The sequence below is a fragment of the Tannerella forsythia 92A2 genome, from assembly GCF_000238215.1.
GTDB classification, from domain to species: domain Bacteria; phylum Bacteroidota; class Bacteroidia; order Bacteroidales; family Tannerellaceae; genus Tannerella; species Tannerella forsythia.
The window spans coordinates 3,310,800-3,336,864 of record NC_016610.1; the positions used below are offsets into that span (position 1 = coordinate 3,310,800).

General features: G+C 48.2%; 16 protein-coding genes, 1 tRNA gene and 1 riboswitch. Of the genes, 13 read left to right on the plus strand and 4 right to left on the minus strand.

What is annotated here, in order from left to right; all coding sequences use genetic code 11:
- Positions 1 to 493: 493 nt before the first annotated feature.
- From BFO_RS13515 to BFO_RS13525, 3 genes are all read right to left on the minus strand, one after another.
- Positions 494 to 1,696 carry an IS110 family RNA-guided transposase gene (locus BFO_RS13515; protein ID WP_014225157.1) on the minus strand — a complete coding sequence of 401 codons (1,203 nt, stop codon included), beginning with the start codon at positions 1,694 to 1,696 and terminating at the stop codon, positions 494 to 496.
- A gap of 218 nt (positions 1,697 to 1,914) precedes the next feature.
- Positions 1,915 to 3,012, minus strand: coding sequence for a site-specific integrase (locus BFO_RS13520; RefSeq protein ID WP_041590969.1), 1,098 nt, complete (start codon positions 3,010 to 3,012; stop codon positions 1,915 to 1,917).
- A 310-nt stretch (positions 3,013 to 3,322) separates the two neighbouring features.
- Positions 3,323 to 3,396, minus strand: a tRNA-Asp gene (locus BFO_RS13525).
- 168 nt (positions 3,397 to 3,564) lie between these two features.
- A riboswitch (cobalamin riboswitch) is annotated at positions 3,565 to 3,769 on the plus strand.
- A gap of 69 nt (positions 3,770 to 3,838) precedes the next feature.
- Here BFO_RS13525 and BFO_RS13530 point away from each other — a divergent pair.
- The 3 genes from BFO_RS13530 to BFO_RS13540 are packed head-to-tail and all read left to right on the plus strand — an operon-like array spanning position 3,839 to position 8,120.
- Positions 3,839 to 5,821: a TonB-dependent receptor plug domain-containing protein gene (locus BFO_RS13530; protein ID WP_244262927.1), complete on the plus strand. Its 1,983-nt coding sequence runs from the start codon at positions 3,839 to 3,841 to the stop codon at positions 5,819 to 5,821.
- 36 nt (positions 5,822 to 5,857) lie between these two features.
- Positions 5,858 to 6,958: a YncE family protein gene (locus tag BFO_RS13535; protein ID WP_014226354.1), complete on the plus strand. Its 1,101-nt coding sequence runs from the start codon at positions 5,858 to 5,860 to the stop codon at positions 6,956 to 6,958.
- Between the two features lie 22 nt (positions 6,959 to 6,980).
- Positions 6,981 to 8,120, plus strand: a complete 1,140-nt coding sequence (locus BFO_RS13540) for an ABC transporter substrate-binding protein (RefSeq protein ID WP_014226355.1) — start codon at positions 6,981 to 6,983, stop codon at positions 8,118 to 8,120.
- Between the two features lie 2 nt (positions 8,121 to 8,122).
- On the opposite strand, the gene BFO_RS14300 is transcribed toward BFO_RS13540, so the two are convergent.
- Positions 8,123 to 10,969: a T9SS type A sorting domain-containing protein gene (locus BFO_RS14300; RefSeq protein WP_080561833.1), complete on the minus strand. Its 2,847-nt coding sequence runs from the start codon at positions 10,967 to 10,969 to the stop codon at positions 8,123 to 8,125.
- A gap of 215 nt (positions 10,970 to 11,184) precedes the next feature.
- Between BFO_RS14300 and rpmH the strand changes: the two genes are divergently transcribed.
- The 10 genes from rpmH to BFO_RS13600 all read left to right on the plus strand — a co-directional run bounded on the left by rpmH (position 11,185) and on the right by BFO_RS13600 (position 25,962).
- Positions 11,185 to 11,340 carry a 50S ribosomal protein L34 gene (gene rpmH / locus BFO_RS15275; protein ID WP_014226357.1) on the plus strand — a complete coding sequence of 52 codons (156 nt, stop codon included), beginning with the start codon at positions 11,185 to 11,187 and terminating at the stop codon, positions 11,338 to 11,340.
- Positions 11,341 to 11,451: 111 nt separating this feature from the next.
- Positions 11,452 to 12,120: a PASTA domain-containing protein gene (locus tag BFO_RS13555; protein WP_014226358.1), complete on the plus strand. Its 669-nt coding sequence runs from the start codon at positions 11,452 to 11,454 to the stop codon at positions 12,118 to 12,120.
- Positions 12,111 to 13,199: an RluA family pseudouridine synthase gene (locus BFO_RS13560; RefSeq protein ID WP_014226359.1), complete on the plus strand. Its 1,089-nt coding sequence runs from the start codon at positions 12,111 to 12,113 to the stop codon at positions 13,197 to 13,199. The genes BFO_RS13555 and BFO_RS13560 overlap by 10 nt, the downstream gene beginning before the upstream one ends.
- A gap of 17 nt (positions 13,200 to 13,216) precedes the next feature.
- Entirely contained in the window at positions 13,217 to 14,212 is a 996-nt protein-coding gene (locus BFO_RS13565) for a D-alanine--D-alanine ligase (RefSeq protein ID WP_014226360.1), read from the plus strand.
- Positions 14,213 to 14,264: 52 nt separating this feature from the next.
- On the plus strand, positions 14,265 to 15,431 hold the full coding sequence (locus tag BFO_RS13570; protein ID WP_014226361.1) for a 1-acyl-sn-glycerol-3-phosphate acyltransferase: 1,167 nt from the start codon (positions 14,265 to 14,267) through the stop codon (positions 15,429 to 15,431).
- Positions 15,428 to 16,078, plus strand: a complete 651-nt coding sequence (locus tag BFO_RS13575; RefSeq protein WP_014226362.1) for a redox-sensing transcriptional repressor Rex — start codon at positions 15,428 to 15,430, stop codon at positions 16,076 to 16,078. The genes BFO_RS13570 and BFO_RS13575 overlap by 4 nt, the downstream gene beginning before the upstream one ends.
- 4 nt (positions 16,079 to 16,082) lie before the next feature.
- Complete coding sequence (locus BFO_RS13580) at positions 16,083 to 16,694, plus strand: fumarylacetoacetate hydrolase family protein (RefSeq protein WP_014226363.1); 612 nt, start codon at positions 16,083 to 16,085, stop codon at positions 16,692 to 16,694.
- Positions 16,695 to 16,713: 19 nt separating this feature from the next.
- Positions 16,714 to 20,145, plus strand: a complete 3,432-nt coding sequence (gene porU, locus BFO_RS13585; RefSeq protein ID WP_041591401.1) for a type IX secretion system sortase PorU — start codon at positions 16,714 to 16,716, stop codon at positions 20,143 to 20,145.
- Between the two features lie 106 nt (positions 20,146 to 20,251).
- Positions 20,252 to 21,301, plus strand: a complete 1,050-nt coding sequence (locus BFO_RS13590) for a hypothetical protein (RefSeq protein WP_041590971.1) — start codon at positions 20,252 to 20,254, stop codon at positions 21,299 to 21,301.
- Between the two features lie 1,415 nt (positions 21,302 to 22,716).
- Positions 22,717 to 25,962: a S41 family peptidase gene (locus BFO_RS13600; protein WP_014226367.1), complete on the plus strand. Its 3,246-nt coding sequence runs from the start codon at positions 22,717 to 22,719 to the stop codon at positions 25,960 to 25,962.
- Positions 25,963 to 26,065 lie beyond the last annotated feature (103 nt).

Below are 26,065 nucleotides of genomic sequence, written 5' to 3' on the forward strand. Positions count from 1 at the left end.
AAAGGCAAATCCGTTGTCTAAAATTAGGGAGTGCTATAATATGATAAAATGTTTCGATAAAGAATGACCTTTGTTTAAGTTAAACAACCACTAAGTTCTATGTCCCAAAAGCAGAATTTAAGGAGTGCTATATGAATATTTTGTCATGATGGATTACTTTTTATAATACCCAAACTATTTTAAACGAAGAAATTCCCATCTTTTCGCGAAAATATCGCTACCTTTCCTCTAAAACGTATTTTGTGAGTTTGCTTACATTGCTGCTCAATCCCTCCCAAATTCGGTTGTTTGGGTGACTATAACACACGACTGTTGGCTCCGTGACGGTCGGTGTGTCTCGGAGATTGCGAATATAAGTATGTTACTTTCCTCTACAAGCTTGGGTAGCTTATGCCGGTGTCCGACTCCTTCCGGTGTATCTGTAAATTTGCGAAACGGGCTACTCTGTGCACCACAAAGGTAATTACGTGGCACCGAAAGGTATATCAAATGGCTAATCGGCCATATACGATTCAAGCAGTTTGATTTGTCCTTCTGTTCTTTTCAACTCTTCCTGCCTTTTGAGATAAATGTCAATGAAATCCTCTTCTTTGGAGAGCATGTGCCATACGGCAACGAGTATTTTCCGAGCGATGGCCACCTGGATCTTCATTTTGTTCTTTTTCTTGACGGTAGTTTGGAGGTAGCTGAAATGAGAGAAGAAACAGTTTCGGGTTCGTGATGCAGCCCATGCAATTTCGATCAATATTTGTCTGAGGTATCTGTTTCCGTGTGTCACTTTTCTGCTTTTGAAACGCCCGTTGCTTACATCGTTACGCGGTTTCAGACCGCACCATCCCACAAGGCTTGCCGCCGTAGCGAACATCTTCATATCAACACCTGTTTCCGCAATGATTGCCGTGGCTGCGCGTTCCTTGACACCGGGGATGGTTTGCAGGCGTTCGTATGGTTTGGGGTAATGTTCTTTGCAGAGCCGGACGAGTTCTTGCTGACAGTACGCCGTCTGTTTTTCGATCAGGTCGAGTGTTTCCTTCAATTGTCTGAGAACAATCAGGTCAGTTTCTGAGAACGAGCCTGTCAGCGCGGCTTTCACCCTCTCACGTCCATGTTTGTTGAGTATGCGTCCATGCACAAGACTGAGGAGTTCATCAGGATCGGTCTGTCCGTCGATTATCGCTTTGAGTACAGACCGATAGCTTTTACTTTTGGTGGTAGCCACGTAATTGCTGAGCCTAAAACCGCATCTTTGCAAAGCTGCGTCGAGTTTGTTGCTGTTGTAGGTCGTATCTTCGCACAGGTCCATGATACGGCGGTTCAATTTGCGCATATCCTGCACGATGGGCTCGGGAACGAAGCTTCCCTTGATGAGATTTTTCAGAAGACACTCCGCGATCCATCGGGCATCCTTCACGTCACTTTTCCTGCCGGGAAGCTGCTTGATGAAATAGGGATTCACCAATCTGAGTTCCATCGATTCGCAGAGTTCCGTCCATACCGGAACCCAATAGACGGCCGTGCTCTCCATAGCTGCTTCGGTGACACCATGGGCTCTCATGTCATGATGCATCTCACGCAAGTCGGGAGTAAGCACTCCATAAGTATTTTCCCAAATAATGGCCTGGTCATACCCCATAATACAGAGATAAATGCTATCTTTGTGCACATCAAGGCCGGCAACTGTTCGAGTTCTGTTCATAATTATTTTTTTAAATTTTTTTCCCTCCAAGATAGTAAAATTGTGGCTAAGAACACGCAGAGGAGGGGACAGAAAACAGAGCGTCGGCCTTGTGTTTTTATCTGCCCGGTGTAAAATCTCGAGGATTTTATCTAAATTTGCAGCAAACAAAGTGGTTCTTTGAAATGGCAAAACAAGGTAGAGTATAGAAGTTCGCTGGTTTCCTTATCGTTACCTCCCTATATTGACAAACAATTTAATCTATTGATTATTTGTCGTTTATAAAAATCTCTATGTCGTGCCATGTGAAAGGTTAAATGCTTCTTTATTCCGCACAAATCGGCAATCTCCTTCAGGTAACCGTTCATTTTCTGATTAGATATGACAGGCAGTAATTTCCTTTCTTTTCTTACCGGTCTATACTTTTCGAGAATCATCCCAGGTATTTCAAGAAGAAGAATATTTGTGGCTATATTTGTTTTTTGTCGTTTAGTCATGATCCATTTCCTACCATCCAGCTCAACAATATTGTCTTCGGTAAGATTAGCCACATCTATATATGCCAAACCCGTGAAACAAGAAAAGAGAAAAATGTCACGAACCAAATCCAGTCTCGGAGAAGCCATTTCTTTGTGAATTAAATTCTTGATCTCTTCGTCCGTAAGAAACCCTCTGTCCGTATTTTCCAGATGAAAACGCTTATTGGCAAATGGGTCATGTGCTAAAAAACCATGTTTCTGCCCATAAATGGTTATGGTCTTGAGAAACTTCAAAATTTTTGTTGAAGTATTGGGGCGGCATTTGGCGACCGTCAAAAGAAATAGTTCGAAATTATGAATAATCAACGGAGTAAGCTCCGAAAACTTCAGATCTGTCCGCTTGTATTTACTTTTGAGAAACTGTTCGAAGTGACGTTTACAATTTTCATATTTCTGTAAGGTTGCCACTGTTTTGGTTATTCCTACTTGAACGCGTACATCGCTATTGTGTTTTTCGAATAATTCCATGACACTTGTCAGTGTGTCAGATGTACCGAAATATTCCGATTTGATACGCTCCAACGTCAAATCTTCCACTGTAACATCCAAACGTTTGTAAATGGTCAGAATATCAGCCCTGATTTCTTCAATCTTTCGATTGACTTCAAGTGCTTCTGCACTATGTCCTTTGACTTTTTCTTTTTCTGAATCCCATAATTGGGCATTGATAGACAGGCCTGTAGATCCCAGCGACAAACGCTCCTTATTCAGATAAATCCGAATGAGGATGGGCGTCTTACCTTCTTTGTTGATGTAATTGCTGCGCAAGTAAAAAACTGAACGAAATTGACTCTTCATTTTGCTCCAAAATTAGTGTAACCATACGGCTACAAAGTTCGACATATGATTTTGAAACAGAGTAATTTGTCAATCGTCTAAACATCGTCTTAACGTCGTCTGTGGTTACAATTTTCAGCCCCTTTGTTTTTTGTAACCAAAATGGAACCACCGGAGGCATATTTACGGAATATACGCCTATTCCGAACCTCATCCGACGTGTGGGGTGGCGACAAAGAAAAAGCGCCTTAATTCGTTGGAATTAAGACGCTTTTGGATTCGTTTCTAAAATTGCTTCAGATGACCTATAGCCTATCTTTCAGCTATTTAGCGGTATGGACGGGACTCGAACCCGCGACCCCCTGCGTGACAGGCAGGTATTCTAACCAGCTGAACTACCACACCAATATGTTGCATTGAATTCTCAATTGCGGTGCAAAGGTAATACTTTTTTTTAAACGCACAAATACTTTCAAAAAAAATGAGCAATATTTTTCTGACAGTATGGGGAAACTGTCCCAAAGCTCTTTATTTTTATTTACTTTGTTTGTATATAATTCTCAATTTTATGATACCTTTGCATCTGATTTCGGTGTAGCCGCGATGCTTCCGTATCCGGTTAGTAAAAGGGAATCCGGTGAAAGACCGGAGCTGTACCCGTAGCCGTAAGTTCTTAACACCTCGGCATATCTATCCGCCACTGGCTCGATACGAGCCGGGAAGGCAGCCGACCAAAGGAGGAACGAGCCGGAAAACCTGCCGGAATCGGATACTCAGACGTTTCGGGTCAAAACGCCTGACATCAGACGGATTACGTATGTATATTGACAGAAGAAGTAAACCAAAGATGTGTGTTATCATCTTTATGCTTACACTGTTTCTCGCCACGGCAAGCGCTCAGGAGCGTGACACGATGCCGGAGAGGAGAATCGACGAGGTGACGGTGTCGGCTCATTGTATGCCGCGACAGGTAACAGCAACCGTTCCGGTACAAGCCCTCAGCGGAGAAAAAATTAAGACACTCGGTTTGCAGAATATTGCCGATGCGGTGCGACGCTTTGCCGGTACCACCGTACGTGATTACGGCGGCATCGGCGGAATGAAAACGGTGTCGGTCCGTAGTCTTGGCACGCATCACACAACCATCAGCTACGACGAGGTAGCCGTCAGCAATTGTCAGGCGGGACAAATCGATATCGGGCGCTTTTCGCTCGATAACGTTTCAATGCTTTCGCTCTCGGTCGGACAGGAGGAAGACCTGCTCCGATCGGCACGCATGGCGGCCTCGGCAGCCGTCTTAAGCATCCGCACCGAGATGCCCCGGTTTATCGACAAACGAAAGTACAGCGTACAAGCCAACGTGCGCACCGGCTCATTCGGGCAATTCCATCCGTTTCTACGAGCTGCATTCAAAGCCAGCGAACAGACCATCGTTTCCATCGACGGTCATTTCCTGAGAGCGGACGGCACCTATCCGTTCATCCTCAAGAACGGAGCCTTAAGGACTCGTGAGAAGCGATATAATTCCGATATCGTCGCATGGCACAGTGAGGCGAATGTTTCCCATTCTTTTAGCAACACCTCCGATCTGAACATCAAAGCATATTACTATAATTCCGAACGCGGACTGCCCGGAGGAGTGATCCTCTATAACAATGATAACCGCGAACGGCTGTGGGACGAAAACTTTTTCACACAAACGTCGTACAAAAATCATTTCTCCGACCAATGGTCGATGCAGGCACAACTTAAATATACCTACTCCTGGAACAAATACGAAGATACGGATGTTAAATATGAAAACGGAAAGCAGATTGATTTGAATACGCAGAACGAATATTATGCCTCGGCTACGGCCCAGTTCAATGCCACGGACCATCTCCGATTCTCTCTGGCAGAGGATGGGGCAATCAATACGCTGAACAATAACATCAACGAAAATCCATCGCCCGTGCGCTACACTTCGCTGACGGCTCTGCGTGCGCATTTCCACCGAGGGGTACTGACCGTAAACGGGACTTTGCTTTACACGTTCGTCACCGAAGAAGTGAAACGCGGAGACCGGCCGGATGACCGCAAAAAGCTGACTCCTTCGCTGTCGCTCACCTGCCGACCGTTCACTACGCACCATTTCTATATTCGTGCCCTGTATAAAAAGACGTTTCGTGTGCCCACATTCAACGATTTGTACTACCTGCGACTCGGAAATACGGGATTGCGTCCCGAACTCGCCAACGAATACAACGTCGGATTTACATGGAACGGAACACCCCTGCGCTTTCTCGACCATCTCAGTCTGACCGTCGACGGCTATTACAACGAAGTCCGTGATAAAATCGTCGCTTTCCCTTCGACCTACGTATGGAAGATGGCGAACTTCGGAGAAGTTAAAATCACGGGATTAGATATCAACGCGTCGGCCGGTGCCCCCGTCACCGACAAGATCCGGCTCGCCCTCAACGGGAGCTACACGTATCAGCGTGCCATCGACCGAACGGACCCGGAGGCAAAGAATTATAACCAGCAGATACCCTATACGCCACGTCATTCGGGCAGTGGGGCCGTGACCTTCGAGACGCCGTGGGCAAATGTTGCCTACACGCTCGTAGCCGTAGGTAAACGGTATTACCTGAAGCAAAATATCCCCGTAAACCGCATCAACGGATACACGGAACATACGCTCGCCGTCTCCCGCCTTTTCCACCTGCGCTCGTGTGAAATGCGGGTGCAAGCCGAATGTGTGAACTTGACCGACGAACAGTATGACATTATTAAATATTACCCGATGCCCGGACGATCATTCAGGGCAACGGTTTCAATCAAATTATAACCAACATTTTTATTAACCCCATAAATAAAGAAAAGTATGGAAAGAAAAGTCTTAAAAATCAGAAGTTTATTATTCAGCGTATGCTGTATGTTGGCCATTGGCCTTTCGTTTACCTCATGTGATAACGACGAAGGTGATTCCTTGATCGACACCGGATCGACCTTGACTCTTCCCAAAACGCGTGTGTTTATCCTGAATGAAGGAATACACAAACTAAACAATGCCGGTATGGCTTTTTACGCGCCGAATAAAGACGCCGATTTCGTGTCCGATATTTTTATGAAACAGAACAAAAAAGGACTCGGCGATACGGGACAGGATGTTATTCTGTACAAGAATTACATGTATGTATCCGTTTTTGGTTCTCAGGTATTACTGAAGCTCAACTCCGCGGGCGTCGAAGAAAAGCGTGTAGCCTTTTCTAAAAGCGACGGTGCTCCGCGCCAGTTAGTAGCGGATAACGGAAAGATTTATGTGACGCTGTATAGCGGAAAGGTCGCTAAAATCGATGCGACAACGCTGGACATAGAAGGGTATGTTGAGGTTGGAAGAAATCCCGAAGGAATTGCTGAGGATAACGACTGGATTTACGCCGTTAACTCCGGTCACGGTAAAGATTCTACGATGACCGTTATCGACAAAAAAGCGTTCGCCGTATCGAAAACTATTATCGTAGCCAAGAATCCTCAAAGAGTACTTGAATCCGAAGGACAAATTTTTGTTCAGGGCTATGGTCCTGATTATAGCTATCCCGTACAGAAAGTCGATGTAGCCAAAGGAATGGTTACAACGATTGCAAACGCTACCCATCTTTGCGAACACAATGGAATTATTTATATGGTCTACGGCGATACGGACTGGAGCTCCAAACCTTATAAAACAACCAATACATTCTCCAGTTATAACGTAAAAACGGGTACACTGAACAAAACGAATTTCCTGACTAACATGCCGGAGAAGCTGGGAAAAACGAGTGTTTACCTGATGGAAGTAAACCCGAATAACGGCGATATCTATATCGGTACATCGAGCTTTACCGAAAACGGCACGATCTATCGCTTCGACCGTAACGGCAAATTTATCGAGCAGTTTGAATCGGGCGGTATAAATCCGAACCATGCCGTTTTCTTTAACTGATCGTTTCTGAAGAACAAAACCAATGATACGCATTTGCTTCTGCCTATTATGGTTATTCCTCTGCCTCACGTCCGGCTGTAACGTGGGGCAGAGCTCTTCTTCGGCAGCCGGAGGAGAGAAGGCGCCTTCAGCCGATTCGATAAGATATGCCGCGGGATATACCATAACGGCATACGACGGTTACACGAAAGTCGAAGTACGCGACCCTTGGAACGAAGGCCGTCTGTTGCAACGTTACCTGCTTATCCCTCGCGACGCTCAACAACCCGACGGACTTCCTCAAGGAACAATCGTCCGCGTGCCGGTCAAAAACATGGTCGTTTACACCTCCGTACATTGTGCTATCCTCGATGAGCTGGGTGCTTCAGACCGTATTGCCGGTGTCTGCGAATCGCGCTATATTGATGTGCCGGCTGTTCGAGACGGTTTGCAAGGCGGAACGATCATCGATCTCGGCGAAGCGACATCCCCCAATATCGAAAAGATGGTGGAGATCGGTACCGAAGTAGTGCTTGCTTCTCCATTTCAGAATGGAAGTTACGGGCCCGTCGAAAAGATCGGGATTCCCATTGTCGAATGTGCGGATTATATGGAAGCCGACCCGCTCGGACGCGCGGAATGGCTCAAGTTTCTCGGACTGCTGACCGGACACTCGGCACGTGCCGATTCTTTGTTCCGTGAAACCGAAACGAACTACCTGCGCATAAAATCGCTGGCTGAAGATGTCACGCACCGTCCGACGTTATTGACGGGCATGAAGTTCGGTACACCGTGGTATGTCCCGGCCGGAGAGAGTTACATGGCGCATATCTTTCGCGATGCCGGCGCCGATTACATCTTTCGCGACTTGCCCGGCACCGGCAGTTCCCCGCTTGCATTCGAAACCGTACTCGACCGTGCAATCCATGCCGATTTCTGGCTGATCCATTACAATAAGCCTACGGCCATGACCTACGCCGATTTGCAATCCGAATACAGCCCTTACAGTCGGTTCGACGCTTTCCGCGAACGCCGTATTTACGGATGTAACACAAACTCATCGCTTTATTACGAACAAGTGCCGATGCATCCCGACTACCTTCTGGCCGAACTGATTGCCATCTTTCATCCGGATCGGATACCCGGCTACCGGTTTCGTTACTTTGCTCCGCTTGGCGAATAAACTTACTTTCTGACGCCGCGGGCAACGTCGGTCTGTCCGTCAATCGTATAAATGCGTATCAGGTACATCCCCGAAGATAGCGAGTGAGTATCGATTACCCCTCCGGGACGGTCTGCCTGCAAACGCATCCAGCCGTCGACGGTATAGAACTCGATACGCTTTACCCTTTCGGCGCCTTTCAAGTGCAACTGTTCGGTAAATACCGTAGGATAAATCGTCACATCTTCAGCTCCCGGCACATTGCTCATCGGTATAAATTCCACCGCCTTACTCCATACGCTCTCCGCATTTCCGTACAATGCCGAAACCTGATAATACACCGGTTTGGGATGAGTCATCGGATCGATATAACGGGTAGGTGCGGCCGATACTGTGGCGATCTTCACCTTATCACGGTAGATATGGTATCCGGTAACCTGAGGGAAAGCATACGGTTGCAGGCTACGCATCGAAACCGTATCAAGTTCGATATCTGCAATTTGCGCTTTTTGAACGCGAACCGTCTCCGTAGAAGAAGTCGAAAACAGCTGCGGCATTGATACTTCGGATGAGTACGTGGTGGGCAACTCGCCACTCTTGGAACTGACAACGGCAGCAATGAAAAAGTTGAAATTAAATTTATGTGCATCAGGGCCACTATGGAGCGTTTTCCACATCTTACCGTCGTACGAGTAGAGATCTCCTTTCCCGTCGATAGCGGGGCCTTGGTCGCATACGGCAGGATAATTTGTACTGCTGGCTGACAGCTCCGATACATAAATTGCCACAGTCAGCGGTTGTGTCCCGTTGATAACGAAAGGAGTCGTCAGCTTGATGGTGTTCGTCCTGCGATACGTTACATCCACAATCTTCTGTCGATAACTGCGGTTTCCCTGTACGATATAAATTTCGTATGTGTTATTCTGAATCGGAATAAACTTCACAGCCGTAATCGTTTTCAGATGTAGTGGCATGATTTCGTCCCTCGTCCATGCCTGTCCGAAATAGAAAGGCTTCGTTTCGCCCTCTTTATTCATATTCACCTCATATTTCGAGTTCTCTCCCCCCCAATAAATCGTTTGTTCGTAAACGGGCATATCCCACACGACAGCCGCTTTTCCGGTCGACGTTCGCGTTACCTTTACATTATCGGGCGCCTTATATTCGGTCAGAGCAAGAGTAGAGGTGATCGATGATGACTCATTGCCGTTGGCATACACTGCGGTCACGGCATACGTCACCGTTCCGGCCGGCGGCGATGGATCAATATATGAGCGAGCATTCGTTTCCTCTATCTTCGTATTGTTCCGATAGACGCGATACCCTTGAGGAATGCCTGACGCGGGAGCATCCCAAGCCAGTACAACCGTTCCAGTCTGATACGTCGAGCGAAGATTCGAAGGCGGCATCAGCAACGTGTGATAACGTCCTTCTAATACTTCGACACCGCTTTTTTTCGGGTCTAAGAACTGGTCCATGTGAGAATGTGGCTGATCCGTATATTTATTCCAGTGGTAACTCATCTTACCGTACAAATTCAAGCCTTCCGGTTTGGCACACGTTGAACTTCCGCCCGTCAGGGTCCCGACAATCAGTTTGTCGGTATTAAACAGTGGCGACCCGGACGACCCGTCTTCCGTCACGCCATGCCCGTTGCGCGTCTTACTGAAAGTCACGTTCCAATGCGCATGCATATCGCCTTTGAGATCATTGTCCGAGACGAACGTGCTGTGTGTGCCCGGTTTACTATAGGTCGAAATTTTTTTATAATCCCCCTTCGGGTGATGGATACAGACGCCGGACCGGGGGGGGCGATTGCGCCGATCCCATCCGTTATAGTAGACGTTATAATTCTCCGGAACGGGAGTATTAAGGAGTAACAACAAGCCATCGGACTGTCCGTTTGTGAGGGTATAGGCCATACGCTTACAGCCCGTCAACGTTTTAGAGCCGACAGCAGGCGAACTTGTACTGCAACCGCTCTGCTCCATATGAAAATAAAAAACCCACTGTTTCATGTTTTCATCAGAGGCTTCCGTGTTTTTTTCGGTAGAGCAGTGCATGGCTGTCAAGACATACGGTTTCAGGTCTTGCGCCGTATTATTGACCAATGAACCGGTGCAGATATAGCTTTTCGTGCCAATGCGTTGCACCGTATGACAGACCCCTTTCTTTTGGTTTTGCCACGCGTCACCCTCTTCGCAATTAATATTGACCTCGCATGGACCGGAAGATTTCGCTCCACGCCGTAACTGCACGCCTCCCTGCTCCGGAACGGACAAGTGATTATACCCGTAACCGACGGCCTCGATCTCGATACGGGGCATCTGCCCCTCGGGATCCTTGACATACTCCAGCGTCACGACATCACCCGCCACAAATTCGGTCGCAAACCGCCCGCCGGACGGATGTGTCGCATGTGTATAAGCCCCCAAAATTTGAGTCTTTTCCGCGTTATACAGAAAGAGTTTTCCGCCCTTAGGGATGTAAAAGTCGGAGTAATAGAGCATCAGTGCAATCGCACCGTCAGCCCTCAATTCCAATTGCCAGATTTCCTGACCATCGGGCAAGATATTCCACTTCCCGGAGTTTCCGGGGTTCAGAGCGACGTTGATAAGTGTCGAAACACACAAAGGCGTCAATCCTTCCTGTTCCTGCCAACGATCGACCTGCTTCATGTCCTCGACACTGAATGTGACAGGGATATCCGTTACGGCTGCCTCACTGCGCAGCATCGTCTGATAGCGAAAACTCGGCGGAGTTCCACCTTCGCCTATCTGTGCGCTTGCTGTGGTTGAGACCCCTATCCCTATTGCTGTTATGATCTGACAAAATCTTTTGGGATTTCTTCCTATAATACTTCTTATCATCTATTTCAATTGAAAAGTAAACGGTTATATTTTTTCAAGCGCACAAAGGTAGGCGATTTTCCGAAATGTTCAAATTTTTGCCTCCATACCTTGACCATCGGAAAAGAATAAAATGGAATAGATAGAAAAAAAGCGTTAGACTATTTGCTTTGATAAAAAAAAGCGTTTATCTTTGCAGCCCAATTCACGACTAATAATAAAAACAAGATAATAAGATGAAAAGAACATTTCAACCTTCGAACCGTAAGAGAAAGAATAAGCACGGATTTCGCCTAAGAATGTCGACGGCTAACGGACGCCGTGTGTTGGCTTCGCGTCGGGCTAAAGGGCGGAAAAGACTGACTGTATCGGACGAATATCCGAAATTTTGATAAACGATTCGTTTAAACGCATTGACCAGAGAAGGTAAAAGTTTCCGAGACGAAACTTTTACTTTCTTTTTTTGTGCATATGCTCGTTTTTGCCTACTTTTGCCTGCCAAGATGCAAATAGATTTCAAGAACATACGCGAACAGTTCATGCGCATCCCGATCATTCTGCATGTGCTTTTAATCGGGGGAGTGCTTTGCCTTCTCTCAGCTCTTACGTTACAAGCATTAAAGGGGTATACGCTTCACAATCAGGCGATCATCGTACCGGATGTAAAAGGTTTGCAACTTGAAGAGGCAACGACGTTTTTCGAGAACAACGATTTGCACTATACGGTGATCGACTCTGTCTATACGAAAGACGTTCCGCCCGGTGCCATCTACGAGATGGTGCCCGGTGCCGGATCGAAAGTGAAAGAGGGGCGTATCATTTTCGTAACGTTGAATGCCCGAACAGCTCAAACGGCCTCTGTCCCCGATGTCGCAGACCTCTCTTTCCGTCAAGCTTATGCCTTGTTACAATCGAAAGGATTCACCTCTATTGAAATCTTATATGTACCCGGACGCTATCGTGACTTGGCGCTCGGCATCGAACTGCGAGGCCATCTTCTCAAGCCCGGCGAACGAGTGCCTGTCGCTGCTCGTCTGGTACTGAAAGTAAGTGATGGAGGCTCAGCTCCAGATGCAGCATCGGGCGATTCGATCGATACGTCTCCGGAATCTTCGCGTCCCCGTACGGAAGAAACAACGTCTTCACCGTCGGAAAACGAAAAATGGTTTTAAGTTTTAAGATGGACGATTGGGAAATATCGGACGACGAACAGGCAGATGTGTTTTTTGAGTCCGAAGACGAGTTCGAAAGATCACAGGCATACGAACATTTCCGTTTTACGGCCGATAAGAAGCAGACACCGATCCGCATTGACAAGTTTCTGACCGACCGTCTGCCACATACGAGCCGCAACCGCATCCAACAAGCTGCCGAAGCCGGATGTATCCTCATCGACGGACAACCCGTCAAAAGTAATTACCGTGTCAAGCCTTCCGACGTCATCTCCATCGTCATGGCGTATCCGCGCCATGAAACGGAAATCGTGCCGGAAGATATTCCGCTCGATATCGTCTACGAAGACGAAGACTTGCTCATCGTTAATAAACCCGCCGGATTAGTGGTACATCCCGGACACGGGAACTATACGGGTACGCTCGTGAATGCGCTGGCTTTTCATTTCAAAGACCATCCATACTACGACCCGTCCGATCCGCGGTTAGGACTTGTACATCGCATCGACAAAGATACCTCCGGACTGTTAGTCATCGCCAAAAAGCCGGAAGCTAAGACCGACCTCGGACGACAGTTTTTCAACAAAACGACCCAACGTAACTATGTCGCTCTCACATGGGGTATCCTGAAAGAAGACGAAGGACGTATCGAAGGAAATATCGGTCGTGATGTACGCGACCGGCTGAAGATGTGCGTCTTCCCGGACGGCGAACAGGGTAAGCCGGCCGTCACGCACTATCGCGTACTCGAACGGTTAGGCTACGTCAGTCTGGTGGAATGCCGACTCGAAACAGGACGTACTCACCAGATACGCGTGCACATGAAGCATCTCGGATATCCGGTGTTCAACGATGCGCGTTACGGCGGAGACCAAATCTTAAAAGGACAACCTTTCTCACGATACAAACAGTTTATTCAAAACTGTTTTGCCGTTTGCCCGCGTCAAGCGCTGCACGCTCAAACACTCGGATTCATACACCCCTCGACAGGAAAAGAGATGTTTTTCAAGGCCGAGCTTCCGGACGACATGCGGCAATTGACGGAGAAATGGAGACTTTACAGCTCAACTTACGGATAAAGAAAGAATTGTAGAACATGAAGAAGATTATTGCCATCGTAGCCGGAGGCTATTCCCGCGAATACGACGTTTCGCTCAGAAGCGCCCAGGGGCTGGATCGATTCATCGATCAAACAAAGTACGACGTGTATCACGTACTCTTGACACGCAACGAGTGGAGCGTCAGACTCCCTGATGGCTCTATGCAACCGATAGACCGCAACGACTTCAGTTTTAACCATAACGGTCAGACCGTAACTTTCGACTTTGCCTATATTACAGTGCATGGCACACCTGGCGAAGACGGACGGCTGCAAGGCTATTTCGATATGCTGCAAATCCCCTACTCTTCGTGCGGGACACTGTCCAGTGCACTGACATTCAACAAATATACGTGTACACAGTTTCTGAAAGGACAGGATGTAAGGGTACCCGATGCTCTTCGAATCCGCCGCGGACAAACCTTGCCGACCGAAACCATTGTGGCACAACTCGGACTGCCGGTATTTGTAAAGCCGAATGAGGGCGGAAGCAGCCTCGGCACGACCAAAGTCAAAGAGCCCGGACGAATGCAGGGTGCCATTCACGTAGCTTTCGACGAAGCGGACGAAGTCATCATCGAACGCTTTGTACCAGGCATCGAGGTGACTTGCGGATGTTATAAGACAGTCGAAAAAGAGATTGTTTTCCCTCTGACTGAAGTCGTTACAGACAATGACTTTTTTGATTACGGAGCCAAATACAACGGCGAAGTGCAGGAGATCACACCCGCACGTATCTCCGATGAGGTCGCCGATTCTATCCGCAAAGAGACCTTGCGAATCTACGACCTCGTCGGAGCAAAAGGTGTCATCCGTGTGGATTTTATCATTCCCTCGGACGGAAAACCCGTCATGCTCGAAATCAATACCACCCCCGGAATGACATCTACCAGCTTTATTCCTCAGCAAGTGCACGCTGCCGGGCTAAACATGACCGACGTGATGACCGAAATCATCGAGAACGAATTAAAAAATAACAAAAAGAGGATTTGAACAATCGTTGTAGCATTTTAGTTGTAAGTTTACTGTGAATCTCGGAAGAAACATGGACAAAAAAGAACACTCGTATAATTTTGACGATATACGCCCGCTGAATGATAACGAGGTGGAACAAGCGATCGAAACGCTGGTATCGTCCGAAGGATTGCAGCATGCGTTACGTTTCATCCAACCAGAGTTGGACTGGGAGGCATTCGTGACCGCGATGCGATCATGCAAAACGAAAGCGCAATTCAAATCTGCGATCGGCTACAAGGTCGTGATGGATGTAGCCCGACTCAGTACCTTCTCATTGACCATCTCGGGACGAAGCCGGTTGACTCAACAAACTCCGTGCACCTTTATCTCCAATCACCGCGACATCGTACTCGACGCAGCCTTCCTCAATGGATTACTCTACGAAATCGGATATGACATGACACAAATCGCCATCGGAGACAACCTGCTTATTCATCCGTGGATCGACACCGTCGTACGTCTGAACAACAGCTTCATCGTCAAACGGAATGTACCGGTGCGTCAAGTACTCGAAGACAGCCGGAAATTATCCGCCTATATCCGCCATACCCTCGAAGTCACAAAAGAATCCATTTGGATCGCACAACGCGAAGGACGAGCCAAAGACTCGGACGACCGCACCCAAAGCAGCGTCCTGAAGATGCTCTGCATGGCCGGTGAAAGGGATGATCTGCTGACGAATCTCATGGCGCTGAACATCGTACCCATTGCCATCTCGTACGAGTATGACCCGTGTGATTACCTCAAAGCGCAGGAATTTCAGTTGAAACGAGACCGTCCGGACCATGTAAAAAGCAAACGCGACGACTTGCTGAACATGGAAACCGGTATTTTGGGAGACAAAGGACGCGTACATTTCACCATCGGTACACCGTTGAACGATACGCTGAAGAACCTCGATCGCGACATGGGACGCAACGAGTTGATTGCCAAAGTTGCACACGCCATCGACTGCGACATCTATGCCCACTACCGCTTTTATCCCTGCAACCATGTGGCTTACGATATGCTGTACCGAACCATGCGCTTTCGAAGTCATTACGACCGGCGCGATAAAATGCGCTTCGAAGCATACTTGCAACAGCAACTGAACAAAATCGATCTTCCGGATAAGGACGAAACGTTTCTGCGCACCAAGATGCTCGAAATGTACTCCAATCCGCTCAAAAACCATTGGGAATACAAACAGGAATGACAGGCGGCGAACAGAAACCTACCGGAAGAGTGCCGGAACCGACGTTACGCAGGTTACCGTGGTATCTTGCATTCCTCAAACTGCTGAGAGGCTGTGGCGAAATATCTGTTTCATCGACCCAGATCGGGAAGGAGATCGGCGTCGACCCCAGTCAAGTAGCCAAAGACCTCTCGTTTGTGAATATTTCGGGGAAGACACGTGTGGGATACGAAATCGATGCGCTAATCGATATTCTCGAAAACTTCCTCGGTTTTACGCGCCAGCATAAGGCCTTTCTCTTCGGTGTCGGACGCCTTGGGGCTGCTCTGATGCGCGACTCGGGGCTCAATCAGTACGGGATGGATATCGTAGCCGGCTTCGACGTGCGTTCCAAAGTCGTCGGAACGTCCATCGATGGAATTCCCGTATTCCATATCGATGATTTTGAGGCTAAACAGAAAGAATATGACGCCACGATCGCCATCATCACGGTACCCGTCGAGGTAGCGCAGCAAGTTACAGACCGTATCCTGACCGGAGGCATCCGCGCCTTGTGGAATTTCACCCCGTTCCGAATCCGTGTGCCGGAAAACGTCGTCGTACAAAACACTTCGATTTACGCACATTTGGCAGTAATGTTTAACCGCCTGAATTCAATTATCCCCTGAACAGATGAAAATTTTTGCCGTCGGGATGAATTATGCCACCCACAATAAAGAACTGCATCATTCGTTAGATTTATCGGAGCCTGTGATTTTTATGAAAGCCGACTCGGTGCTGAAAGACGGAAAGCCGTTCTTCATCCCGGACTTCTCGGACGAAGTCCATTACGAGACGGAAATCGTCATAAAAATCTGCCGGCTGGGTAAAAACATCGACGAACGGTTTGCTCCGCGCTACTACGACGAGGTGACGGTAGGTATCGACTTTACTGCACGCGACCGGCAACGGGAACTGCGCGACAAAGGGCTGCCGTGGGAGCTTAGCAAAGCCTTCGACCATTCGGCGGCGGTCGGTGAATTCGTCCCACTCAACACACTGGGCGACATTCAGCAACTGGCTTTCCGACTCGACAAGAACGGACAAACGGTTCAGCAAGCCAACACGTGCAGCATGCTTTTTTCGATCCCCCGGATCGTAGCGTATGTAAGTCGCTTTTTTACCCTGCGCATGGGCGATCTGATCTATACGGGCACCCCCGCGGGGGTCGGGCCGGTACGGATCGGAGACCATCTGGAAGGCTTCCTCGAGAACCGGAAGGTACTCGACTTTTATGTACGTTAAAAACAAGGAAGAAAAAAGTATGAGGCAAACGATCGCTGTTTTATGCGCCGTCTTATTAGCTTGCAATCTCGTACGGGCAGACCGAAGCCTGTATGCAACAAGTTCCGTCCTGTCGAAAGGACGATGGGTGAAAATCCGCGTCAGTGACGACGGCATCTATAAACTGACCCATTCAGACCTGAAGGCCATGGGGTTTTCCGATCCGTCGAAAGTATCGATACATGGCTATGGAGGCTGGATACTCGACGAAGATTTTTCTAAACCTTACATCGACGACGTTCCGGCAACAGCCATCTATCGCGGGACCGACTATATCCTATTCTACGGGCGCGGACCGGTAAAGTGGAGCTACGACAGCCACAAATCCCTCTTCGTTCACGAAAATAACCCGTACGCAATGCACGGCTACTACTTCGTGACCGACGCAACGGAAACGCACGACATGAGCACGACACCCTCTCAAGGCAATCCTTTACGCAAAGTAACGACCTTCGACGAACGTCTGCTGCACGAAATAGACCGTGAGTTCCTGCAAAAAGAGGGGCAGACCGGCTCCGGACGAGAACTGTTCGGCGAGAGCTTCACCAGTGTGCTGTCTCAAAATTTTCCGTTCTCCATGCCCGGCATCACGAGCGACGACGGCAAGATCACCCTTCGTTTCGTAGCCAATACAGGGGTTACCGGAGACGGAACCGTCACGCTCTCCATCGACGGACAGCAACTGCTCCACGGAGTAATTCCTCAGAGCGATTGTATATATATATATACGAAAGCATGCGAATTTGTGGGAACAGCCGTATGGAAAGGACAGAAAAGCGAAAACCCGAAAGTGACTGTATCATATAACAGACCTTCCTCACCGAGCTTTTTGGACTATATCCGTCTGCAAGCCAGACGGAGACTGCAGCCCTACGGTGCCTATACGTTCTTTCGCGATGTACAATCGAGACAGGAGGCATCGCAGTTCGTCATCCGGAATGCCACGTCCGATATGGTTGTGTTCGACGTGACGGACGGCATAAAGATCACCCGGATGGAAGCCTCTCTCAACGGCTCCGAGTTATCGTTCTCCATCCCGGCAAGCCATACCGTCGTACGTGAGTTCGTGCTCGTCGACCTGTCCAAATCGTTTCCCCAACCCGAAACGGTGGGCGAAGTGACAGCACAAGACCTGCACGCTCTTCCACAAACGGACATGGTTATCCTCTCTCCGCCGGCATTCGTACCCGAAGCCGAACGGCTGGCCGCAGCCCACCGCCGCAAGCGCGACAGCATCCATGTGACTGTCGTCACCCCGGAGCAGGTGTACAACGAATTTTCAAGCGGTACCCCCGATGCCACAGCCATCCGGCGCTTTATGAAAATGTTTTACGACCGACGCACCTCGGAAGCCGACGCACCGAAATACCTGTTGCTTTTCGGCGACGGAGCACACGATAACCGTCAACTCTCCACAGCGTGGAAGTCAATCGATATGACCAATTTCCTGCTTACGTTCCAGACCCAACAGTCCATTATGGGAGGGAACTACAATCAACCTGATAAAGAGACTTATGTTACCGACGACTATTTCGGTTTTTTACGCGACGGATCCGGGAGCGATATCGGTAGAAGCTATGTCGACCTGGGAATCGGACGTTTTCCGGCACGTACCGTCAATCAGGCAAAAGCCATTGTAGATAAAGTGGTTCGTTACATCGAGACCCCGGCCTACGGCAGTTGGAAAAATCAACTCTGCTTTATTGCCGATGATGGAAGCAGCAGTGAACATGAGCCGTATGCAAAGGATCATATGGAGCAATCCTATCAACTGACACAGATCATAGAAGATAACCACCCGGAATATATCACGAACAAACTGTTTTTCGATGCCTTTAAAAAATCAAGTAAGGGCAGTAGCGGTTCGTACCCCGATGTGGAAAGAAACATCCAAAAGCTGCAACGGCAAGGGGTGATGCTGATCAACTATACGGGGCACGGCAATGCCGCATCGTTAAGCGACGAGCACGTAATTACGCAAAGCATGATCCGGCAATATACCTACCCGCATTTACCATTGTGGATTACTGCTTCATGCGACTTTACCCCGTTCGATCACACAACGACCTCGGCCGGCGAGGATGTCTTCCTGACCGAAAAAAGCGGAGGGATTGCACTAATTACCACTTCGCGTGTTGCGTTTGGTACCCCCAATTTTGCTATCAACAGATTACTTGTAGCCAATATTTTTAAGAAAAATAAGGGGAAGCGGATGACCTTGGGAGATGTACTGAAAGAAACGAAAAACGGATATCGGCACTATTTCAACCGCTGTTTTGTCTTAATCGGTGACCCGGCCCTTTCGCTCGCCTATCCGGAGTACGAAATGAATGTGAAGGAGATCAACGGGAATCCTGTTTCCGAAACATCGGTCAACTTTAAAGCGTTGGACCGGGTAACTGTAACCGGAGAAGTGACTGGTGCAGACGGTGCCATCCTGACGAACTTCAACGGCCAAATGACGGCTGTGGTACTTGACAGCCAGCAAGAAATTACAACCCTCGATAACAACAGAAAAGGAGAAAAATTCAGCTATAAGGACTATCCGAATACGATCTATAAAGGCAATGCGATCGTTGAAAACGGGAAGTTCACGTTTTCGTTTATCGTGCCTGCCGATATCTCCTATGCAAACGGTCCCGGAAAAATGAGCCTTTACGCCTTCGACGAGACGAATGCTCTTGAAGCGAACGGCTCCTTCCTGAAGTACACGGTTGGCGGTACGGCCAACCCAACCGAAAGAGATACCGTCAAGCCGGAAATCCGCATGTTGTACCTGAACGACAGCACCTGGACCGACGGGCACGATACGAATGAAACGCCTTTGTTCGTCGCCAAGGTATGGGACAAGAGCGGGATCAACATCACCGGCAGCAGCATCGGACATGATGTGATGCTGACGATCGACAACAACCCGTCGCTCAGCTATACCCTGAATGCTTACTATACGAATATAGCCGGTAGCGAGGGTGAAGGGATCGTCAAATTCCCGATTCCTGCACTGCCCGAAGGAAAGCATACGGCTGAATTCAAAATCTGGGATATCTTCAATAACTCGACGACGAAAACCTTTACGTTCAATGTCGTCAAAGGACTGAAACCGTTTCTTTCCGGTCTGACGGCCGGCCCCGTGCCCGCACGCGAAAAGGTGACGTTCTACCTGTACCATAATCGCCCCGAATCGAAGATCGACGCAACCATCTACGTGTACGATCTGAGCGGACGCCTGTATTGGAAGCATCAGGAGATCGGTTCGTCCGACTTGTTCAAAGCCTATACCGTAACATGGGATTTGACGAGCAGTGACGGCACACGCCTCCGGCCGGGAATTTATCTCTATCGCGCCGTGATCCGTTCGGGAAACTCGGCCGAAGCCACATTGGCAAAGAAAATGATTATTCTCGCAAAATAAAGAGTCGTATCCAGGCGAAATGTTAATGATGAGATTTTTTAGTGTCGATAAAAATGATTCGATTATATTTTCCCCGAACATTTTTATAACTTAAATTAAGAACAACATGAAAAAAGTTATGTTAGCTGTATTATGCAGCATGGGATTGGCATTTACCTCTTGCCAAAGTGACAATGTCTTGACTGAAACGAATCAGAGCTCAGTCCGGAGCGGAAAAGACACTCCAAAGGAGGGTCGAAAATTCACCTTAGTACGTGACGAAATCATCGACACGGAAAGCGAATCGGTTGAACTTAGATCATCCGGTAACGGACTTTCACCATTCGAAGCCTCTACTCCCATCCATGTGTATTACTACCATGGAGGCGAAAAGAGCGATCATTATTTCGGCACGGAGGCACCCAACCAGCCGCTTATCATCAACGGACGGCACTATCTTCACATGTGCCAGGATTTTAATCTGGCAAGTGAGAGCATCTGGAATGCTCAACCTTTATACAGATATTATTCGGAAGCCTACAACGACCATCTGCTCTCGACTGAACCGTCTGTCCAAGGCTACAAACAAGAGGCCCATCTCGGATATATTTATCCTTCCATGCAAATAGGAGCCGTTCCGCTAAAAGAATATTATTCGGCGGAAAAAAAGAATCATTTCTACAAAGTTTGGAATGATCCGGATAAAGAAAAAGATTATGTCTTTCAACGAAATATCGGATATGTATATTATGGACGACCCAATCCATGGAAACAAGCGGATGTTATTACAGCCAAAATAGAATATATGGAATTTTCTCCATGCATCATCACTTTCAATTTAAAAGTAAAGGATGGCAATAACCGATACCGGAATCTTTCATATTCAGAAACATTCGGTACAAATAATGACTCTTCTATAAAAAATGAATCAGGTTACATTACTATTCCCAGTTCATATATCATTATATCTATGGATATAGTGGTCAAAAGGAGAGAAGACGATTTTAGGCCTTTTGTATATAAGAATATAGAAAGGCCTGATAATGTCTGCTCTTGGAGGGACGGTATGCCTAAATGGTGCAAAGATCCCAACATGTATGTTATTCAAGAAAGCATTAGCGATAACCATATAACATATACATTTCTGGGATGTACCCCTCTTGGAAATAATGAATAAATATAAACATCTTTAAAAGATTTCTGGATAAAATCGCAGTAATTAATGAATCTAAAGTCGGTTTAAAGACGTTTTTTTTGCTTTGGTAAGCAAGCAGATTTTCTATCTTTAATGCTTGCTTACCAAATTTTCTTTTGCAATCACCTCTTTTTGGGACCAGTATTTTAGTGGCCAATATGTATATTACGCCCAGTCTCATCTGGGAAATTATCCGGGCCCAATGCCTTTTTATTTTATCTTGGCACTCCCCTTTTACCTCATCGGAGAACTGGGATTTCTTTCGCTTGCAGGAATCGTTGTTTTTTATGGATTAATCAAATACATGAAAATAGCGTCTCCTTATCCTGTCTTATTCATACTGTTGATAACCACGTCCCCTTTTTATCTTTGGGAAGTATTGGTAAGAAGCAATATTTTTCTGAATGCCGTCCTTATAGCATGCTCCATTGTCTTATTTTTTAGAATTAAGAATTACGCATCTCTGAAAAATCAATTATTTATCGGAGGAATAATCGGTTTGCTTTTGTCTACCCGAAACGTATTTGCGCTCTGCTATATCATCTTTTTTCTGCATACCATCAGAACCGGGCAGCTATCTCTGAAATCGGCAATAAAGATCGGAGCGATATCCGTCCTCATTTTTATCTCTACATTTTTACCTTTTGTGATGGGATTCCGGGATGACTTTCTGCAGATGAATCCATTCATCATTCAATCATCTTTTTTGATGCCGTTCGGATGGGTGGTGACTGCAATTCTTTGTTCCTGTTTTATGTTTCTGTTTTGCAAGCAAAATGCGGATGTGTTTTTTTACAGCGGAGTCATCTTGTTTATAACGATTATGCTGCATTTTGCGTATCACGCCCTCAGCACATCGGTCTATATCTCTCTGATTCAAGAATCATCCATCGATGTATCTTATTTTATCCTGTGTATTCCGTTCTTTTTATGTTACCTTCTGAATGGACAATCGGATCGACAAAACATTTATATGGAAAGCTCCTTCATTAAGACATCAGAAAAAAAGTAGGCTTTCAGCCCTCTATCGGGGAATGCTTTTTCCCAACGCTTTGCTTCGCTCTACATTGGGCTGAATTAACGTGCCCTTTCAGGGCTTTTACAGCGTTCAGTAATCAGTAGTCAGTAAACAAATTAACATCTCAACAACCAAACACCTCAACGCCACGAAAGGGTTAGCTCGCAAGGGGTACAAGGGCTGTAAGCCTGACATCATTGAATAGTCAGGGCGGGTACACAGTGTCCGAACGCCCCCCCCTCCCCCCTTCAAAGGGAGAATTTGCAGGGATGAAGCTGACAACTGACGCCCCCCAACAACTAAACAGCTAAACAAATCAACCCAATTTGAGGTAATAATGCTTACCTTTGTACACGTCTAAAATCAAATGTAAAAACGTATGAAGAAAAAACAACTATGGAGCCTGGTATGTGCGATGTTCGTCGCAGCGCAACAGGGACAGGCCGAAGAAGCGCGGTTGCTGCGTTTCCCTGCTACAAACGGTAGCGACATTGTGTTTTCGTATGCCGGCGATTTGTACAAAGTATCTGTCCGCGGCGGAGAAGCGAAACGGCTCACTTCGCATGTAGGCTACGAAATGTTTCCGCACTTTTCGCCCGACGGAAAAACGATTGCCTTCACCGGACAGTATGACGGAAATACGGAAGTGTATACCATCCCCGCCGACGGCGGCGAACCGCTGCGCGTAACTTACACTGCGACAAATCAACGCGACGATGTGGGAGACCGTATGGGACCGAACAACATCGTGACCGCATGGACAGCTGACGGCGCGAAGATTGTTTACCGCAACCGGATCGGCTCGGGATTTGGCGGTAAACTGTACACCGTAGCCAAAGAAGGCGGACTCTCCGAAGTCATCCCCTTGCCCGAAGGCGGCTTTTGCAGTTTTTCTCCCGACGGGAAACGACTGGCCTATAACCGTGTGATGCGCGAATTCCGCACATGGAAATACTATCGGGGCGGTATGGCAGACGATGTCTGGATATATGACGCCGGAAAGAAAACGGTCGAGAACATCACGAACAACCGCGCACAAGACATCTTCCCGATGTGGGTCGGCGACGAAATCTATTTCCTCTCCGACCGCGACCGGACGATGAACCTCTTTGTCTACGATACAAAAACAAAAACGACCTCGAAGGTAACCGACTTCACCGAATATGATATCAAGTTCCCAAGCACGAACGGGCAACTGATCGTCTTCGAAAATGCCGGCTATATCTATCGGTTCGATCCTGCCACAAAGAAAGCCGAAAAGGTCAACATCACACTGACCTCCGACCATCTGTACGCCCGGAGCGAAATCAAGGACGGCGGACGGTACATGCGCGGAGCCAGCCTCTCGCCCGATGGGAAACGGGTTGTCGTCACGGCACGCGGCGAAATCTTTAACCTCCCCGTCGAGAAAGGAGTGACGAAAAACATCGTCCGCACGCCGGGAGCGCACGAACGCAGCGCTACCTGGTCGCCCGACGGCAAGCACATCGCTTACATCTCCGACGCAACGGGCGAAACCGAGCTTTACATGCAACCGGCCGAAGGAGGCGAAGCCGTTCAGCTGACGAAAAATAACGATACGTATATCCGTAACTTCGAGTGGAGTCCCGACAGCAAATCGATTGTGTACACCGACCGCAAGAACCGGATCAACCTGCTGAATGTGGCTACCAAACAGGTAACCGAAGTACTGCGCGATCCGAAGAAAGAACCGTATGAGGTCACTTTCTCGCCCGACAGCAAATGGCTGGCATATACACGCATGGCCGACAACGAATACGACATCATTTACCTCTACCGCATCGACGACAAGAAAGAATTTCAGGTAACCGACCGGTGGTACGATTCGGGTTCTCCCACGTTTAGCACAGACGGGAAATACCTTGTATTTACCTCGATGCGTGACTTCAATCCGACCTACGGATCGAAAGAATGGAACCACGTCTACGGTTATTCGAACGGAGTTTACCTCGCGCTGCTGACCAAAGACACGCCCTCCCCCTTCCTGACCAAGGACGACGGTAGCAAAGCTGAACCGAAGAAAGTAGAAATCAACGTAGAAGAAGGCGGCAAGAAAAAAGAGACGGACGAGAAGAAAAAACCCGAAGGCGTCACGGTCAAAGTCGATGCGGACGGACTGAGCGACCGGATCGTGAAACTCCCCTTGCCGCAAGGATATCACGGTAATCTTTATTCCGACGGGCAAAAAGTGTATTACAGCCGTAACAACTCCACCTACGTCTATGATCTGAACAAGCAGAAAGAAGAAACCGTGGCCGAAGGCGCCCGTATGTGGGTGGAGCCGGGAGGCAAAAAAGCCGGATTCTTCAAAAACAAGCAACTGTTTGTCAAAGATATTCCTTCCGGGAAAATCGATTTGAAAGACCCTGTAAATTTCTCGGATATGAAGATTACGATCGACTATGCCAAGGAGTGGGCACAAATCTTCGATGAGGCATGGCGTGCCTTCCGCGACGGCTTCTACCTCGAAAATATGCACGGCGTAGACTGGAAAGCGATGAAGAAGAAATATGGCGTATTACTCCCTTATGTGAAGAACCGTCAAGACCTCACCTACCTGATCGGCGAAATGATCGGTGAACTCAATTGCGGCCATGCCTACGTGAACACCGGCGAGACGAATCGCCCGCAACGCATCAAGACCGGACTGTTGGGCGCAGAGATCTCGCGCGACAAGAGCGGCTTCTTCCGCCTCGAAAAAATTCTGCCGGGCGAATCATGGAGTCCTGCTCTCCGTTCTCCGCTCACCGAGCCGGGCATCGAAGCTCAAGTCGGCGATTTCATCGTCGCCATCGACGGAGTGCCGACCAACACGGTTAACGACCTGTATGCCCTCCTCGTAGGGAAAGCCGACGTTCCGACGGAATTGTCGATCAACGGCAAAGCGCAGCTCAACGGCGCCCGCAAGGTGGTGATCCGCCCGCTCGAAGAAGAATATTCGCTCTATCATTACCAATGGGTAAAAAATAACATCGAGAAGGTTGACAAGGCTTCGGGCGGCAAAATCGGATATATCTATATCCCCGATATGGGAGTAGACGGACTGAACGAATTTGCCAAATATTTCTATCCGCAACTCGACAAGGAAGGACTCATCATTGACGACCGCGCGAACGGCGGCGGTAACGTCTCCCCGATGATCCTCGAACGTCTGGCTCGCGAACCGTACCGCATGACCATGCGCCGCGGATCGACCCGTAACGGTACCGTGCCCGATGCGGTGTTGGTTGGCCCGAAAGTGTGTCTGATCAATAAATATTCGGCTTCCGACGGCGACCTGTTCCCGTGGGGATTCCGCGCGCTTAAACTCGGTAAACTGATCGGAACCCGCACATGGGGCGGAATTGTCGGGATCACAGCCTCGTTACCGTTTATCGACGGTACCGACGTGCGCGTGCCGTTCTTCACAAGCTATGACATGGATGGCCACTGGATGGTAGAGAATGAAGGCGTAAAGCCGGATATCCTCATTGACAACGATCCGGTAAAAGAATGGAACGGCGAAGACGAGCAGCTCAACCGTGCCATCGAAGAAGTCATGAAAGAACTGAAGAACCGCAAACCGTTGCCCAAAACTCCGGCGCCGCGGGTGTGGAATAAATAACCCTTATGGATGCTCTCTGTGTCTGCCGGATGGAATACCCCTCTCGGCACGGACACGGAGGGCATCGATCTTTCTCCGGCATATCAGTACAGTCGGCAATATA

Bases quoted from the DNA above. Each gene is read 5' to 3' on its own strand.
- BFO_RS13515 (WP_014225157.1), bottom strand. From the start codon at position 1,696: ATGAACAGAACTCGAACAGTTGCCGGCCTTGATGTGCACAAAGATAGC.
- BFO_RS13520 (WP_041590969.1), bottom strand. From the start codon at position 3,012: ATGAAGAGTCAATTTCGTTCAGTTTTTTACTTGCGCAGCAATTACATC.
- BFO_RS13530 (WP_244262927.1), top strand. From the start codon at position 3,839: ATGTGTGTTATCATCTTTATGCTTACACTGTTTCTCGCCACGGCAAGC.
- BFO_RS13535 (WP_014226354.1), top strand. From the start codon at position 5,858: ATGGAAAGAAAAGTCTTAAAAATCAGAAGTTTATTATTCAGCGTATGC.
- BFO_RS13540 (WP_014226355.1), top strand. From the start codon at position 6,981: ATGATACGCATTTGCTTCTGCCTATTATGGTTATTCCTCTGCCTCACG.
- BFO_RS14300 (WP_080561833.1), bottom strand. From the start codon at position 10,969: ATGATAAGAAGTATTATAGGAAGAAATCCCAAAAGATTTTGTCAGATC.
- rpmH (WP_014226357.1), top strand. From the start codon at position 11,185: ATGAAAAGAACATTTCAACCTTCGAACCGTAAGAGAAAGAATAAGCAC.
- BFO_RS13555 (WP_014226358.1), top strand. From the start codon at position 11,452: ATGCAAATAGATTTCAAGAACATACGCGAACAGTTCATGCGCATCCCG.
- BFO_RS13560 (WP_014226359.1), top strand. From the start codon at position 12,111: ATGGTTTTAAGTTTTAAGATGGACGATTGGGAAATATCGGACGACGAA.
- BFO_RS13565 (WP_014226360.1), top strand. From the start codon at position 13,217: ATGAAGAAGATTATTGCCATCGTAGCCGGAGGCTATTCCCGCGAATAC.
- BFO_RS13570 (WP_014226361.1), top strand. From the start codon at position 14,265: ATGGACAAAAAAGAACACTCGTATAATTTTGACGATATACGCCCGCTG.
- BFO_RS13575 (WP_014226362.1), top strand. From the start codon at position 15,428: ATGACAGGCGGCGAACAGAAACCTACCGGAAGAGTGCCGGAACCGACG.
- BFO_RS13580 (WP_014226363.1), top strand. From the start codon at position 16,083: ATGAAAATTTTTGCCGTCGGGATGAATTATGCCACCCACAATAAAGAA.
- porU (WP_041591401.1), top strand. From the start codon at position 16,714: ATGAGGCAAACGATCGCTGTTTTATGCGCCGTCTTATTAGCTTGCAAT.
- BFO_RS13590 (WP_041590971.1), top strand. From the start codon at position 20,252: ATGAAAAAAGTTATGTTAGCTGTATTATGCAGCATGGGATTGGCATTT.
- BFO_RS13600 (WP_014226367.1), top strand. From the start codon at position 22,717: ATGAAGAAAAAACAACTATGGAGCCTGGTATGTGCGATGTTCGTCGCA.